We start from the raw sequence: 14799 nt of genomic DNA, 5'->3' as shown, positions 1-14799 counted from the left end.
GGAACCAATGGTATAGCTGGTAGGGAAGTCAATGTAGTAAGGGCAGTGGGTAAATAGTGTCCGGATATTTCTATGGGTAACCCAAACTGGAGTTGGGGTGATGTTAAAACTGAAGCGGAATCTCTCGTGCCTGGGAAGAAATATAAATTCACGATTGACGCAATTCAATGTGAATGGATATTCCACAGTTGGATCGGAAAAGACTTCGAAGGTCCGGTTGAAGGGACGTAGGGCTCCTCTTCGTCCTGCTCGCCCATCGAGGTCATGTCTCCGGGGTTGTGTCCTTCAACCACCACATCACCGCATTGATAGTCATCTATCGACCTCTCCGTTGGTGGTTTCCACGGAGCTACATAGTGTTGTTTCGTCCGCGGGATAGTGCATGGTGCGTTCTATAGGCCTGGGTAAGGCATGACCGTCGTCTGAGTGGTTGGAATCGGGACGGGAGAGGATCCGTCATCGGGTTCTGCTGGTCACGCTTGGCTGGGCCTTTCTCGGGGATTGCGAATTCCGGTGATGGTTGGGGTGGAACGTCCTCGGTGTCGTGAGCCCAACGCCGCTGGGACACCCGATTTGAAGCGCCCCCCACAAGCCAGAATCTTTGTTCCACGTGAAACCAACCGCCGCACGCTGGTCGAGACGTCTTCTCGCGACAGACCCGTGATCCGCATTCCAAGCCGCCGCTAGAGCCGTTAAAACACTCGTGGCGGCCCACCCCGGAGGGGGACCGCCACGAGCAGGCAAGTCAGGTCGCCGAATTAACCCTTGAACTTATCGCCGATGTTGCGAGCGGCGTCCTTGACCTTCTCGGCACCGTCCTTGACGGCTGCGGAGATCTGGTCGCCCTTGCCTTCATTCTTCAGATCATCGTTGCCAACGGCCTCGCCAACTTTCTCCTTGGCGTTGCCGGAAGCATCCTGAAATGCGTTGTTAGCCTTGTCCTCGATACCCATATGGGACTCCTTTCGTTAAGGTTCCCCAAGGAATTACCCGAGGGGGTGAGCAAGATTGAGCGGAAGGAACTGAGTCTTAGTTTCCGAACTTATCGTTCAAGGCGTCCTTGGCCTTGTCGAGGTGCTCGTCCTTGACAGTGTCCTTGCCGGTCTTGTCGTTGACGGCATCCTTGCCCTTGTTCAGAGCGTCGTCAACCTTGTCGTTATTCAGATCGAAACCCATAATCGGCTCCTTTCGTCACGGCAATCCTTTGAATTTTTGTGCTCTGGATCGCCTCTTGTCCAATACACTAGGCCACCGATTGGCCGCCTGTGAACCGTAAACCCCAGGAAGTGCCCGTTGTTCACCCCTGGCAAAACGTTGTAACCGAACCGTGACCACTTGTCCAGGGAATGTCGAGGCGATTTCCGGTAGCGAATCAGTTCGGCCGAATCGGTCTACCGATGGGCGCGGTAGAACTGTCCCGGCCATTCGATGTCCTGGCGCAACTCGTCGGCCGCGCGGAGCGCCCAGCGGGGATCCCGGAGGGCTTCACGACCGATGCTCACGGCGTCGGCCTGGCCCGTGGCCACGGTGTGCTCGGCCTGAATGGGATCGGTGATGATCCCGACGGCGCTGGTCACCACTCCCGTTTCCCTGCGGATATGGGCGGCGAACTCCGTCTGGTAGCCGGGGACCGGCTTGACGTTCGGCTGCACGAGGTTGCCCCCGGAGGAAACATCGACCATATCCACGCCGAGCTCGCCGGCGCGCCGGACGAATTCGGTGATGTCCGCGAGGTCCTCGTCGTTGGCGCGACGCCCCGCCTCGGTGCCCCATTCCTCGCGCCAGTCCACGGCGGAGACGCGAAGCATGAGCGGCATATGCTCGGGCAGCACCTCGCGGACGCGGCGGACCACCTCGAGCGGGAACCGCATGCGGTTCTCGAGGTCATCGCCGCCCCACTGGTCGTCACGGGTATTGACCGCCTTCTGGAGGAACTCGTGCAGAAGGTAACCGTGGGCTGCGTGAATCTGGACGGTGTCGACCCCGGCCTCCACGGCGCGGCGGGTCGCACTGGCGAACGCTTCCGCGGTGTCGAGGATTTCCGTCTCGGTCATCGCGTGGGGCGCGTCGAAGTCTCCGAAGGGCTCTTCTGTGGGGGCCACGGTGGTCCAGGCGCCGTCCTCGGGGCTCAGGGAGCCGCTGGGGTATCCGGGTAGCGCGTGGTATGTCGAGGCCTTACGCCCGGCGTGCGCCAGTTGGATGCCAAATGCGGCGCCCTGGCCGTTTTCATGCACAAAGTCCGCGATGCGGGAGAACGCCCCGATCTGCTCGTCGTTCCACAGGCCCAGGTCTCCTGGCGAAATGCGGCCCTCGGGAACGACGCCGGTGGCCTCCGCTGTCACGAGGGAGAAGCCGCCGGTCGCGAAGGCCCCCAGGTGCATGAGGTGCCAGTCGGTGGGGATGCCGTCGTCCGCCGCGCTGTACTGGCACATCGGGGCGACCAGTGCCCGGTTCTTGAGGGTCAATCCGCGAAGGGTCAATGGCTGAAAGAGGTGGGAGTACGCCACGAGGGGCAACCTTTCCGAGGGGGTTCGTTGGAGTTGAGGTTTCCACCAGCCCAACGGCGGCATGGCGTCGGCTTATTCCCCAGGGGTCCGGAACAGGGTCACGATCCGACACAATAACGCCAGCATTTTCGGAAAAAAGTAGAACTGTGACGCCCGGAGGACAACCTTTGATTAAGATTCGGCCCTCGCGTTGGTGGTCCGTACTCGTGAGTGTTTTATACTTAATCGTCGATATCGACCACGTGCGAAGCTTCGCACAACCCGTGACGCGTGCCTGCAGCGTTGCGGTCTATGGGAGAAGAACCACGTGAGTCAGGCAAGAAGGCGGGGCGCATGACATGCGCTCCGCCTTCTACTTTCTATTGGAACGCTCAGTTGTTGAGCGCCATTATTCGGTACTTCACACGTCTCGATTGGCGGGACGCCCTGGGGCCAGGGGCAGAAAAACGGGTACCTCGAAGTCTCGGTGCGCAAAAGCATCCGCCACCGCCTGGGCGGTTTCGGTGATCCGCTCCCGAGAAACCAACGCCAGAACCGCTCCACCGAAGCCGCCACCCACCAGGCGCGCACCGAGGGCCCCGTGGTCGAGGCAGGTCTTGACCGCGACGTCGAGCTCTTCGCGTGATGCACCGAGGTCGTCACGCATCGAAGCGTGCGACGTGGTGAACAGCGTTCCGAGCTCGGTCCAGGTCTCCTCGTCGACGGGCAGGCGATCCGTGAACAGCGTTCGCGCGCGTTCGACGAGCATCATGTCGGTGAAAACGTGTTTGATCCACGACCTCAGCTTCCGCTCGCCGACGTGCTGGATCACCTCGAGGTCCGCGGCCAGCCGATCCAGGGTCTGCCCGATGACCCGTTGGCGGGCGTCGCGGGCCTGTGCGGCGTCGAGGTCGGGGAACCCGATCTCCTCGGGCAGCAGGTCGCGGAGATGTTCGACGCCGGTCGCGCGTTGCAAGCTCTCGCACACGTCACGACGGCTCGAGTACTGCCCGTCGGCCAGATCGTGCGGGGCGCGGGTGTCGATCACCAGAAAGGCGAGGTCCGCCTCCGTGACATTCACGTCCACCGGCTCGATCGAAAAATCGCGGAAGTCGATGACCATCGCCTGGCCGGGAAGGGAACGCAGGGAGGTGGTTTGGTCGAGGCCACCGGTCACCGCGCCGGCGACCTCGTTCTCGGCCCTCATGCACACGCGAGCAAGGCGGGCGCGCAGGGCGTCGTTGTCCGGTCCGCAGCCACCCACGGGAAGAGGCTGCATCGCGGCTTCCGTGCGCAACGGGCAGGAAAGTTCCAAGAGGGCCAGGGCCGTGGCGCTTTCGAGGGCGGCCGAAGAAGACAGGCCGCCACCGACCGGGACGGTCGAATCGATGAGAAGATCGGCGCCGAAATCCGGGGGCAGGGCGATGTCACCGTTGCCCTCCTGATTCATGGACCACGCGACGCCGCCGACGTACGAGAACCACCCGCAGACCGTGCCCGGCGCGATCTCGGACACCCGGTGCTGAACGGGTTCGGACATTTGGCGAGATTCGGCGTGAAGGATGCCATCGCGGCGAAGACGGCCAGCGATTAGGGTCCGGTAGGGCAGGGGCGTGGGGAAACACGCCCCTCCGTTGAAGTCGACGTATTCACCCAGCAGGTTCAGGCGCCCGGGTGCCGACCAGACGCCGTCGGGTTCCGAACCGTAGCGTTCAAGGAAGGCCTCACGCAGAGACCTCACCTGCGCCGCGTGGTCCGGCAGCGTGGCCCACCGGGCCGAGATCGAAGCCTCGGTCATGGAGTTATACCTGAATTCTTCACTGGGTGATCGGGGACGGATGGCGTGGTGCCCAACTGCGGGGCCGCCGGCTCGGAACCGGGGGTATGGCTCCGAACGCCTCACCCATTGTAGTGCGATCCGCGTAGCGCCCCTGGTGGTGCCGGTCTCGTGGTGTGCAGCAGGCCGGCCACGGCCGAACGGACGCCGAAATCGCACGCTTCGGCCTCAAATCCCGCGACCGAGGAGCCTCCCTCGGCACCCACGCCGGAGGCCCCGGCCGGCGAGATCAACCGTGCGTGATTGTGCTCGGCCGAGACGAACCCCAGCACCGCGTACAACACCGTCCGCGCTCCCCAGTCGGCGCGTCGCTCGGCCAGGCCCGCCGCACCCAGGATCTCCCGAATGCGAACGAAGGCCGCGATGGACTCCGGGCGAGTGGCCATCGCGATTCCGATGACGTCAGCGCCGTCGGGGTAGGGAACGATCGCCTCTCGCACGCCCCTGGCCAGCGCGGACACTGCCTCGATGGTCTCGGCCTCGACGCCGGACGGGCCGTGCGCCGCGGGCGTGGCCCCGGAGCCGGATGCCGGCTCCGGGGCGACGGACCCCCGCGGGACGTCGAGCATTCTGCCGGCCAGAAGGGTCAGCAGTTCTTGCTTGTTCTTGACGTGGTAGTACAGCGCGCCCGGGGCGACGCCAAGTTCCGAGGCGACCCGACGCATCGACAAGTCGCCCAGCCCGTACTCGCTGAGCAGCGAGAGGGCGGTCGTCAGGATGCGTTCTTGCGTCAGGGCCACGGAAAGAGTCTACCGATCGGTCCCGACGCCTGGATTAGGAGAGGGCCTCGGAGATCGCGGCGTTGAAGGCGTCGATGTCGTTGGGGTTGCGGCTCGTGATGAGGTTGCCGTCCACGACCACCGGGGAATCCTCCCACTCGGCCCCCGCGTTGATCAGGTCCGTGCTGATCGAGGAGAACGAGGTCAGGTGGCGCCCGCGCGCGAGATCGGCCTGCGCGAGGATCCACGGCGCGTGGCAGATCGCGGCGACCGTCTTCTCCCGATCGAAGAAGGCGCGCACGAACTCCGTGGCGCCGTCCGCGATCCGCAGGGTGTCGGCATTGATGGTTCCGCCGGGCAATACCAGCGCGTCGAAATCGCTCGGATCAGCCTCGGAGAGCGGAACATCCACGGGGAAGGTGTCGCCGTGGTCCCAGTCGCCGTTCATGGCCGTCAGGGAGCCCTCGGCCGGGGAGACAATGACGGTCTTGGCGCCGGCCTCGTCGAGGGCCTTGCGCGGGCGGGTCAGTTCGACCTCCTCGACGCCGTTGGTCAGCAGGAAGGCGATGGTCTTTCCGTTCAAATCTGCCATGGTGAAATCCTTTCTGAGAAGTACTTTTCGCTTTTACGCTACGTCCGCGACGGCCTCCGGCGGAACCCGTGTGCGCTGAGAGCCGATCCTCGTCAGGGGTGTCCCGCGATTCATCATTGAACACTGTTCAAAAACCGTGTTCAATGCTGGCATGGATATTCAACCCCTTGACCTGGCGCGCCGAATCTCCGCGGGCCAACCCCTGACCCGCGAGGAAGCGCTCGCGATTCTCGACGCCCCCGACGCGGCCACGCTGGGCATCGTCGCCGCGGCCGCCGAGCTGCGGCGCGAGCATTTCGGCAACACCGTCAAACTCAATTACCTGGTGAACCTGAAATCGGGGCTCTGCCCCGAGGACTGCACCTATTGTTCCCAGCGCCTGGGTTCGGCCGCGGAAATCCTCAAGTACACCTGGATCAAACCCGACGAGGCGGTCCGTCAGGCCGAACTCGGCATCGCGGGCGGCGCCGCGCGGGTGTGCATGGTGGCCAGCGGAAAAGGCCCCACGGACCGCGACGTCGACCGTGTGGCTGGGATGATCGACGGTCTCAAGGCCACCAATCCCGACGTCGAGGTGTGCGCGTGCCTGGGAATCCTGCGCGAGGGCCAGGCCGAACGGTTGAGGGACGCGGGCGCCGACGCCTATAACCACAACCTCAACACCTCCGAGGACCACTACGGGGACATCTGCACCACGCACGGCTTCGGGGAGCGCGTGGCCACGGTCGAGCACGTGCGAGACGCCGGGCTCCAGGCGTGCTCGGGGCTGATCGTCGGCATGGGTGAGACCCCCGAGCAACTGGTCGACGCCGTCTACACGCTCGTGGACCTGGGGTCCGAATCGATACCCGTCAACTTCCTGATGCCTTTCGAGGGCACGCCCCTGGAAGGGACGTGGGAGCTCGACCCGCTGAAATGCCTCCGCATCCTCTCGATGGTTCGCATGGCGGCCCCGCAGCGGGAGGTCCGCATGGCCGGAGGTCGCGAGATGCACCTGCGGACCCTGCAACCGCTCGCCCTGCACGTGGTCAATTCCCTCTTTCTGGGCGACTACCTGACCAGCGAAGGCCAGTCGGCCCTGGACGACTTGCGAATGATCCGCGACGCGGGGTTCGAGGTCCTGGGCGCCGAGGGTCGCGACCTCGTGGCCGAACACGAGGAGCGGGCCGAGCGGGTATCCCTGCGGCGCCGCGGGGTAGGAACGGCCGCGGCGCCCAACGCGTGAGATGGCCAGCCGCGCTCGCGTGACGGTTCACGACCGCCGCGGGGGCGGCGATTGCCCATGTCACACTCCCTTGCGGACTTCCCACATTCTGGAGTTCGGATCTCCCCGAGGAGCGCGCGCCACGTAAGGTCGGATTGTGGACTTCATGATCGTGATCATCGTGATTTTGTTGGCAACGCTGGTTTTGGTCGGCGTTGGCGACCGTTTCAACCTGCCCTGGCCGGTGCTGCTGACCCTCGCCGTTGCGGCGATCATCTTCATCCCGGCGGTGCCCAACGTCAGCATCGAGCCCGAGCTGATCCTGCCGATATTCCTGCCCCCACTGTTGTGGGCGCTGGGGCAGCGGGCCAGTTGGCAAATGTTCCGGACGAACTGGCGGGCGATCGTCATCTACTCGGTGGTCCTGGTCGCGATCACCATCCTGGCCGTCTCGTGGACGGCCCTCGTCTTCGTCCCCGGCATGACCATCGCGGCCGCCGTCGCGATCGGGGCCGCCGTGGCCCCGCCCGACCCCGTCGCGGTCGAGGCCGTCGCCGAACCCGTCGGGATCCCGCGGCGCATCGTCGCGACGCTCCAGACCGAGGGGCTGTTCAACGACGCCGTGTCCCTCGTGGCCTTCCAGGCCGCGCTCGCGGCGATCACCGATCACGGCCACCTTTCCGCGCCGATGCTCGGCCTGCAATTTCTCTACACGGCGGTGGCGGCGGTCGCCGCGGGGCTCCTCTTTGGGTGGCTCGGCGGCATCGCCCGGCGGCATCTGACGTCGAGCGTGGCCCGGTCCGGGCTGACCCTGGTCATGCCGTTCGCGATCTACATCGCCTCGGAGGAAATCCACGCCTCGGGTGTCATCGCGGTGGTGGTGGGCGCGGTGCAGATGTCCAGCACGATGGGCGACCTGGAACCCGAAGACCGGCTCAGCGGCACGGCGTTCTGGGGCGTCCTCGAAATGCTGATCACCGGCGTCGCATTTGGCCTGATCGGCCTCCAGGTCCGGGAGGTCATCGCCGACGCGGGGGATCGCCTGGGGGAAATGATCCTGCACGGGGTCATCATCTCGGCCGTGGTGATTCTGCTGCGCCTGGCGTGGATGTGCGGCATCGCGCTACTGATGACCAAAAAGGGCCGGCGCTACATGACGCCGCGAACCTTCGGCGAGGCCCTCGTGATGACGTGGTCCGGGATGCGCGGGCTGGTCACCCTGGCCCTGGCCCTCTCCTTGCCCACGGTCGGCTTCGGCTTCCGCTCCGAGGTCCTGGTCATCGCGTTCATGGTGCTTCTCTTCACGATGGTCTTCCCCGGGTTGACCCTGCCCATACTCGTCAAGATGCTGGGGCTCGACCAAGAGGACCAGCAGGATCGGCAAGAGCGCGAACTCTTGCAAAGGGCTCAGCGCGCCGCGATGGAGGCCGTGAGGGATTCCGCCAAGGACGCGCCCCCGGAACTGGTCGCCACGGTCTCGGAGCTCTACCGCCGCATGGTTCCCCGGAGCCCCCAAGAGGTCGAGAGCACCGAGGTCTACGAACAGCAGATGCGGGAGCGCATCAAGCGCCGCAAGATGTTCACCAAGATGCGTGAGGTCGCGCTGAACGCGGCCCAGGACGAGGTGATTCGAGCCCGCTCGGACCGCGGCGTCGACCCCACGACCGTCGACCAGGTCCTGCGCCGCCTGGACCAGCTGGCGGCTGTCGAAAATCCCGACATGGCGGGGATCCTGCCGGTCATGCGAACGGACGGGCCCGCGCCGACGGCAGCCAAGCCGGTCAGGAAAGAGCCTGGTGATTCGGCGCCGCCGACCTCGTGATGAAATAGAGGCATGAACTATCGCGTCTTCCTCACCCCCGCGTATCTGACCTCACTCTTCGCGCTCCTCGTGGGCGCCATCCTGATGACGGCCCACCTGGGCGTCCTGGGATGGATTCTGCTCCTGGCGGGCATCGCCCTGAACGTCGTGGCCTCCATGGTCAGCCATAATCGCGAAGAACTGCGCAAGGCCGAGCAGCTGGAACGCTCCGCCCCCGCCCAGGGCCAGCCCGCCGCAACGCGGACGTCGAGCACCGCCCGGTCCTAGCTGCACGCGCGGGCCGTGCCGCGCCCCGCACGCGACGACGGGCCCGCAGTCCTCGCTGGGGCGAGGCGTGCGGGCCCGTCGTTGTGGTTCTGAAGTTTTAGCTAGCCGCGGCGCAGGCGCTCGCGAACCCGGCTGAAGACGCCGTGGACGACCTCGGCCTCTTCGAGGGTGACGAGGTCATTGAACATGTCCTGGACGTGCTTCTTGTGGATCGCCCGGGCCTCCAGGAAAATCTCCATGCCGTGGCTGGTCAGCTCCGCGAAAGCCGCGCGGCCGTCGGTCGTATCCTCGATGCGGCGGAGGATCCCCTTGTCGCAGAGGACGCCCACCTGGTAGCTCAGGCGGGACGGGGAAAAGACCATTTCGTGGGCGATGTCACCCAGCCGCAGACGCCGGTCCTTGGCATTGAACAAGAGCTGGCACACGTCGTAATCGGCCAAGCGAAGAGCGGTGTCCTTGCGGAGCAGCTGCTCGAGCTTATTCATCAGCATTTGCGACGTCTCGAAATACTCTCGCCACGAGTCGGCTCGGATCTTCTCCTCAGTCCCGACCGGGCTATCTTGTGGTTCTGTCAACGGTTCTCTCCCTTGGTGGTTTCTCTGCAACGGCGACCACTCGCGGAGCGCGATTTTTCCGCGCGCGAGTAATTGCCATGCGTACAAAGAGTACTAGCATTTTTGCAAATCAAAACTTTGAAAACCATGGTTGAGGAAATTTCTTGTGGGTCTCCGCTGGGCAGGGGGAACATCTCCGGTGCGCACGCCGAATGCTCCCTGACAACCCGCGGAATTTTACTTGTCTAGGAACGCGAGTACGGCGCGTACGCGGCGGTTTCCCGCGTCGGGATCGAGACCGAGCTTGTCGAAAATATTTCCGATGTGTTTGGCCACAGTAGCGGAAGACACATACAGTTCCCGCTCGATTTCCGCATTGGCTTTGCCCTGGGCCATGAGGTTGAGGATCTCGGTCTCCCGAGGCGTCAACAGGTCCAAGGACGACGAGCGGTTGTCGGCCGAGGCGTTGCCCATGAGGTGCTTCACGACGTCGGGGTCGATCACCGTGCCGCCGCCGGCGACGGTCTCGAGGGCACGAGCGAAGTCCTCGACCTTGGCGACCCTGTCCTTGAGGAGGTAGCCGAGACCCGAGGAATCCGCGGAAAACAGCTCCCGCGCATAGGCCGAGGCGATGTACTGAGACAGGACCAGCACGGGCAACCGCGGGTAGCGCTCGCGGAGCGTGTGAGCGGCTTGGAGGCCGTCGTTGGTGTTGGTCGGTGGCATCCGAACGTCCGTGATCACCACGTCGACCCCCTCGCCCCCGCGAGCCTGGTCCACGGCCGTCAGCAGGGCGTCGGCGTCCTCGACCTGCCGGGTGACCTCGTGGCCGAGCCTGGTCAGGACCATGACGAGCCCTTCCCGAAGCAGGGTCGAGTCTTCCGCAAGAACTATGCGCACTGGTTGGCCTTTCGAAAGCGTCGAGGAACGGGGGTGGGCCGCCGTGGTTCCCGGGAGCCCACCGTCACTAGGTTATCTTTTTGCCGTCTCCGAGGTCATCACTCAGGGGATCGCGTACTCGACATCGCGGGCATCGGTGATCAGCATGTGGCCCGGCGCGTGCCCGATGGCGAACTCCGGTCGGGAAGCCATCACCGCCGCCTGGGGTGTCACGCCGCAGGCCCAAAAGACCGGGATGTGCCCCTCGGGTATGCGGACCGGGTCGCCGAAGTCGGGGCGGCCGAGATCCTCGATGCCGATCTCGGCCGGGTTCCCGACGTGCACGGGCGCGCCGTGGACGGCGGGGTACCGGGAGGTGATGCGTACGGCGTCGGCCACCTGAGACGCGGGCAGCGGGCGCATCGACACGACCAGCGGCCCGCCCAGCGACCCCGCGGGGGAACACGGAACCGACGTGCGGTACATCGGAACGTTGACGCCCTGGTCGATGTGGGCCACCGGAATGCCGGCGTCCAGAAGGGCGGTCTCGAAGGTGAAGGAACATCCCACGATGAAGGTCACCAGGTCCCCGCGCCACCGGCCGGTGATGTCGGTCAGCCGCTCGACCGGTTCGCCGTGCTCGTAGACGATGTATTCGGGGATGTCCGTGCGGATGTCGCCGCCCGCCATGAGCCGTCCGGTGGTCTGCCCGGCGTCGAGAACGTCCAGGACGGGGCACGACTTGGGGTTGCGCTGAGCGAAGAGCAACACGTCGAAGGCGAGGTCCCGGGGAACGATGATCACGTTCGCCTGGGCGTAGCCCCGCGAGATCCCGGCGGTGGGGCGCACGAGGCCGTGGCGGAACCGGGCGCGCGCCTCGGCGGGGAGCAGGGTCGTCAGGTCTGGGATCTCGGGCATTTTCCCAGGTTACGCGTCCGCCGGCGCCGGGTTGTTCGCGGAAGCATCGGCGCGCAGCGGCAGGCGTCCGGAGAGGGTGGTCGGGCCGCCCACGGGGGAGTCCACCCAGACCTCGCCGCCGAGCGGTTGCACGCGTTCGTTGAGCCCCGAGATGCCTGTGCCTCGGCTCATGTCCGCGCCGCCCTGGCCGTTGTCCGTGACCTCGACGAGCAGGGCGGAACCCTCGACCGATGCGTTGATCCACAGTGCGTTGGCGGTGGAATGCTTGAGGGCGTTCGTTACCGCCTCGTTCGCCAGATAATAGGCGGTCCGCTGGACGTCATTGGGGAGCTGTTCCGCTGCGGTGTAGTGGAGGTGCACGGGCAACATGCAGTTATTCGCGAGCTCTTCCAGCGCCGCCTTCAGGCCGTGGTCCTCCAAGACGGCGGGGTAGATGCCGCGGACCGTATTGCGGAGAGTCTGCAGGGCGTGGTTCATCTGCTCCTGGGCGCGCACGACCTGCTCGCGGGCCGCGGACGCGTCCACCCCTTGGCCCTCGAGCATTTGCAGCTCGAATTCCGCCAACCCCAGGCGGAGGTTGAGGTTGACCAGTTCCTGCTGGACGCCGTCGTGAAGGTCCCGTTCGATGCGGCGGCGTTCGGATTCGAAGTTGTCCAGGATCCGGGCGCGGGACGAGGTCAGCTGGTGAACCTGGCGCTCGATCTCCTCGGGGCGTGGGCTGAGCAGGAGTTTTGAAACCGTGCCCGTGATCGCGGCGTATAGCCCGTTGAAGTATGCGAAGAGGAGGAGGAATCCTAGGAACGTCAGGGCCGCCATCCACCAGTCGTCCGCGGCAAGGTGGCCCTTGGTTAACCACGAGACCCGAATCGGAATAGACTCCAGGTCGCTCGCGGAAAGACTACGGTGAAGGCCCCCCGTCACCGCCCACAGAAACGCGGTGACGCCGAGGAACATGCCTTCAAAGAGGAAGACGACCATAGTGGCGATGCCGAACATCGTAGAGGCCGCCATTGCCAGTACATTGCGCCAGGAGGCGGGCTCCCTGTAGCGCGTCACGAACCATACTTTGACTGGTCGCAATGGTAGGGCAACGTGAGCAGAGGGGATGTCTCGGAACCCGAGCACCCAGAGGCGCCCTCGTTCGACGTAACTGAACCACAGCCCGAGGATCGGTAGAAAACCACCGCACAAGATCACCATCAAGAGCATTTCGATAATGAATCCGGTGGGGTATTGAATCGGGTTAACGGTGGACGCCAGAGAAACGGAGAACCAGAAGAAGAAGAGCCCGAAGAAGAAAACCGAAGGTTGGATGACCATGCTGATGAGCGCGGCCCACGGCGCCGCCGAGACGAGGTACCAGGGGCTCCTCAGCATGCTCCACATCGACCGATTCATGGTGTCCTTCGCCTCGTGGTTCCGGGTCTTAGCTATCCGTGACGTTACACGCCGGGTCAGGACGAGGCCGAGCCGAAGAGGAAGATGCCGGCCCGGTGAGTTGTGCAGTGGTCGAGACGGACTCACCGGGCGGGGGAGGTCTTCTCTTCGGATCGGCGCTACGTCACCCGTCCAGCATCGCTCGGAATGAGCTCGCGGACAGTGGGGGACGGGCTGATGTTCGGGGTAGTGCTGGTTCTACCCCTCGGCCGGTGCGGCTTCGAGGCCGAAGAACTCCGCGATGACCTCGGCGGCGACGAAGGAGTCCGTGCCCGGTCCCAGCCGTGGCGAGAGCTTGCGTGGCGACGGCACGACGTGGCCCATGCCCTCGACGGTCCACAGTTCGACGGGTTCCCGGCCGGGCTCTCGCCAGCGGGTGACCTCGACGTCGTCCATCGGCCGGTCGCGCGTTGGGGTGGCGGTGATGCAGTTGCGTCGGGCGAAGTATGCAGCGGAATCGGGTGCCGAGAGCACGCAGCCCCGAGACTCGTGCCCCCACAGGGAGGCTTCGCCGCCTTCGTAGGGTGCGAGGGGGTCGGCGGTGCCGTGAATGGCCAACAGCCGGACCGGCTTCGGCTTGGTTGGCAATCGGTCCGCGAGGAGAAAATTCCTCGGCGACGGTTGCGTGGCCGCGATCGTCGCCGCCCCGGCCAGCAGCTTCGGGGCTTCGTGGATGAGGCGGATGACCATCTGACCGCCGTTGGAGTAGCCGACCACGAACACGCGGGACGGATCGACGCCGTGGGTCTGAACCGTGCGGTGGATGATCGCGGCGGTGAAGGCGACGTCGTCGATGCCGCGTTTCCGGGTTTCGAAGCTCGAGCAGATGCAGATGCGGGCGTCGTTGAAGTGTTGGTGGTAGCCGTCCGGGTAGGCGAGGATCGCGCCGGTGGCCGCGGCGGCGTCGTCGAAAATCCCGCCGGTGAACTTCCGGAACACGCGCGAACTCTGCTCGGAACCGTGGAACACGATGATCAGGGGCGGGTTCGGACCGTGATGGTGTGGCTCGACCAGGGTGTAGGTCCTCTCGACCTCCTGGAGGGTCAAGCACTCATGACGTACGACGTATGGCTTCTTCACCCGGATATCGTAGGTCGGTTCGGCGCCCACCGCATATTTCCTGGTCACGCGGGGGCGCCCGCCTCGCCGGGGCGGGGAGCCCCCGTGGGACGTGAAGGGGAGTCGTCGTGGCGGCCTCGCGTGACGCGGTGCGTCACGTGGCATCTCCGGGATGCAGGGCACGTCGCGAACACGATACTTTGGGGAGGCTCTGGCCCCGTCGGGGCGCGTGCCGACGCCGTGACCACTTTGCCTCCAGGAGATCCCCCGTGACGCCCTTGACCGCTCTTCCCCTCGTGGTGACCTGGATCGTCGTGCTGGTGGCGCCCGGGCCGGACGTGCTGATGATCCTTCAGCAGGCCGCCCCGCGAGACGCCGACCGGGACCGCGCCGCGTCGGACGGCCACGCCTCGGCGGAGAACGCACCGAATCCGCGCATTCTGGGGCTCTGGTCGGCCCTGGGCGTGATGACGGGGAATTTCCTGTGGATGATGGGTGCCGTGATCGGGCTCGGGGCGCTGATCGCGCTGTTTCCCGCCATCGTGCCGATCCTCAAGATCCTCGGCGGGGCCTTCCTGACCTATGTGGGTCTGTCCGGGCTGTGGGCCCTGCGCGGCGCCTCACGCGGCGGGCCGCGGGTCAAGGTCCGCCGGGCCAGCCCGCGACGCGCGTACCTCAAGGGACTCGCCACGAACCTCTCCAACCCGAAGGCCCTCGTCTTCTTCAGCGCGATGTTGGCGCCCTTCATGAGTCACGGGTACCCGTGGTGGCAGACCGCGATCCTCGTCCTCGTGTTCATGGCGATCGGGCTGGCCTGGTTCTCGATGTTCGCCTGGATCGCTTCGAGCGCGGTCGTGGTCCGGTGGGTGCGCGCGTACTGGTTCCGGGTCGAGGTCGTCACGACCTGCCTGTTCGCGGTGATCGGGATCGTCTTCATCGTCGACGGCCTGCTGGGGCTGAGGGCCTAGCGCGCGACGGCGTCGAACGGGCCGAACCGCCGTGCGCCGGGCGGGGGCGCTCCGCTC

The 14799-nt window shown here is 65.3% G+C and carries 15 protein-coding genes; 4 read left to right on the top strand and 11 right to left on the bottom strand.

Annotation, left to right across the window (positions count from 1 at the left end):
• Window positions 1-758: 758 nt before the first annotated feature.
• The 6 genes from CURSPS6_RS11630 to CURSPS6_RS11610 all read right to left on the bottom strand — a co-directional run bounded on the left by CURSPS6_RS11630 (window position 759) and on the right by CURSPS6_RS11610 (window position 5634).
• Complete coding sequence (locus CURSPS6_RS11630; RefSeq protein ID WP_030016409.1) at window positions 759-953, bottom strand: CsbD family protein; 195 nt, start codon at window positions 951-953, stop codon at window positions 759-761.
• A gap of 76 nt (window positions 954-1029) precedes the next feature.
• Complete coding sequence (locus CURSPS6_RS12590; protein WP_152978151.1) at window positions 1030-1176, bottom strand: ribosome recycling factor; 147 nt, start codon at window positions 1174-1176, stop codon at window positions 1030-1032.
• Between the two features lie 215 nt (window positions 1177-1391).
• The gene (locus CURSPS6_RS11625) at window positions 1392-2507 is read right to left on the bottom strand and encodes an NADH:flavin oxidoreductase/NADH oxidase (protein ID WP_035811294.1); all 1116 of its coding nucleotides are present in this window, start codon (window positions 2505-2507) and stop codon (window positions 1392-1394) included.
• Window positions 2508-2907: 400 nt separating this feature from the next.
• On the bottom strand, window positions 2908-4284 hold the full coding sequence (locus tag CURSPS6_RS11620; protein ID WP_030016403.1) for a galactokinase: 1377 nt from the start codon (window positions 4282-4284) through the stop codon (window positions 2908-2910).
• Between the two features lie 101 nt (window positions 4285-4385).
• Window positions 4386-5063, bottom strand: coding sequence for a TetR/AcrR family transcriptional regulator (locus CURSPS6_RS11615; protein ID WP_051687988.1), 678 nt, complete (start codon window positions 5061-5063; stop codon window positions 4386-4388).
• A gap of 34 nt (window positions 5064-5097) precedes the next feature.
• A complete protein-coding gene (locus CURSPS6_RS11610) occupies window positions 5098-5634 on the bottom strand; it encodes a type 1 glutamine amidotransferase domain-containing protein (RefSeq protein ID WP_030016399.1) in 537 nt (178 codons plus the stop codon).
• Window positions 5635-5785: 151 nt separating this feature from the next.
• Here CURSPS6_RS11610 and bioB point away from each other — a divergent pair, with 151 nt between their 5' ends.
• The 3 genes from bioB to CURSPS6_RS11595 all read left to right on the top strand — a co-directional run bounded on the left by bioB (window position 5786) and on the right by CURSPS6_RS11595 (window position 8927).
• On the top strand, window positions 5786-6859 hold the full coding sequence (bioB, locus tag CURSPS6_RS11605) for a biotin synthase BioB (protein WP_030016397.1): 1074 nt from the start codon (window positions 5786-5788) through the stop codon (window positions 6857-6859).
• 145 nt (window positions 6860-7004) lie between these two features.
• Window positions 7005-8660, top strand: coding sequence for a cation:proton antiporter (locus CURSPS6_RS11600; RefSeq protein WP_235503778.1), 1656 nt, complete (start codon window positions 7005-7007; stop codon window positions 8658-8660).
• 12 nt (window positions 8661-8672) lie between these two features.
• The gene (locus CURSPS6_RS11595; RefSeq protein WP_035811291.1) at window positions 8673-8927 is read left to right on the top strand and encodes a hypothetical protein; all 255 of its coding nucleotides are present in this window, start codon (window positions 8673-8675) and stop codon (window positions 8925-8927) included.
• A gap of 101 nt (window positions 8928-9028) precedes the next feature.
• On the opposite strand, the gene CURSPS6_RS11590 is transcribed toward CURSPS6_RS11595, so the two are convergent.
• From CURSPS6_RS11590 to CURSPS6_RS11570, 5 genes are all read right to left on the bottom strand, one after another.
• Window positions 9029-9502 (bottom strand): MarR family winged helix-turn-helix transcriptional regulator, encoded by a 474-nt coding sequence (locus tag CURSPS6_RS11590; protein ID WP_152978150.1) that lies wholly within the window; start codon window positions 9500-9502, stop codon window positions 9029-9031.
• A gap of 216 nt (window positions 9503-9718) precedes the next feature.
• The gene (locus CURSPS6_RS11585) at window positions 9719-10381 is read right to left on the bottom strand and encodes a response regulator transcription factor (RefSeq protein ID WP_030016391.1); all 663 of its coding nucleotides are present in this window, start codon (window positions 10379-10381) and stop codon (window positions 9719-9721) included.
• 102 nt (window positions 10382-10483) lie between these two features.
• Window positions 10484-11278 (bottom strand): putative hydro-lyase, encoded by a 795-nt coding sequence (locus CURSPS6_RS11580; protein WP_030016389.1) that lies wholly within the window; start codon window positions 11276-11278, stop codon window positions 10484-10486.
• Between the two features lie 9 nt (window positions 11279-11287).
• Complete coding sequence (locus CURSPS6_RS11575) at window positions 11288-12676, bottom strand: sensor histidine kinase (RefSeq protein WP_051687985.1); 1389 nt, start codon at window positions 12674-12676, stop codon at window positions 11288-11290.
• A gap of 237 nt (window positions 12677-12913) precedes the next feature.
• Window positions 12914-13795 carry an alpha/beta hydrolase family esterase gene (locus CURSPS6_RS11570; RefSeq protein ID WP_200910957.1) on the bottom strand — a complete coding sequence of 294 codons (882 nt, stop codon included), beginning with the start codon at window positions 13793-13795 and terminating at the stop codon, window positions 12914-12916.
• 248 nt (window positions 13796-14043) lie between these two features.
• Here CURSPS6_RS11570 and CURSPS6_RS11565 point away from each other — a divergent pair, with 248 nt between their 5' ends.
• Window positions 14044-14742 carry a LysE family translocator gene (locus CURSPS6_RS11565; protein ID WP_030016383.1) on the top strand — a complete coding sequence of 233 codons (699 nt, stop codon included), beginning with the start codon at window positions 14044-14046 and terminating at the stop codon, window positions 14740-14742.
• Window positions 14743-14799 lie beyond the last annotated feature (57 nt).

It is taken from the genome of Curtobacterium sp. S6 (genome assembly GCF_000710345.2).
In the GTDB taxonomy this organism is placed as follows: domain Bacteria; phylum Actinomycetota; class Actinomycetes; order Actinomycetales; family Micrococcaceae; genus Rothia.
Note: the sequence above shows the minus strand (reverse complement) of the source record. Positions and strands in the feature narration are given on the sequence as shown.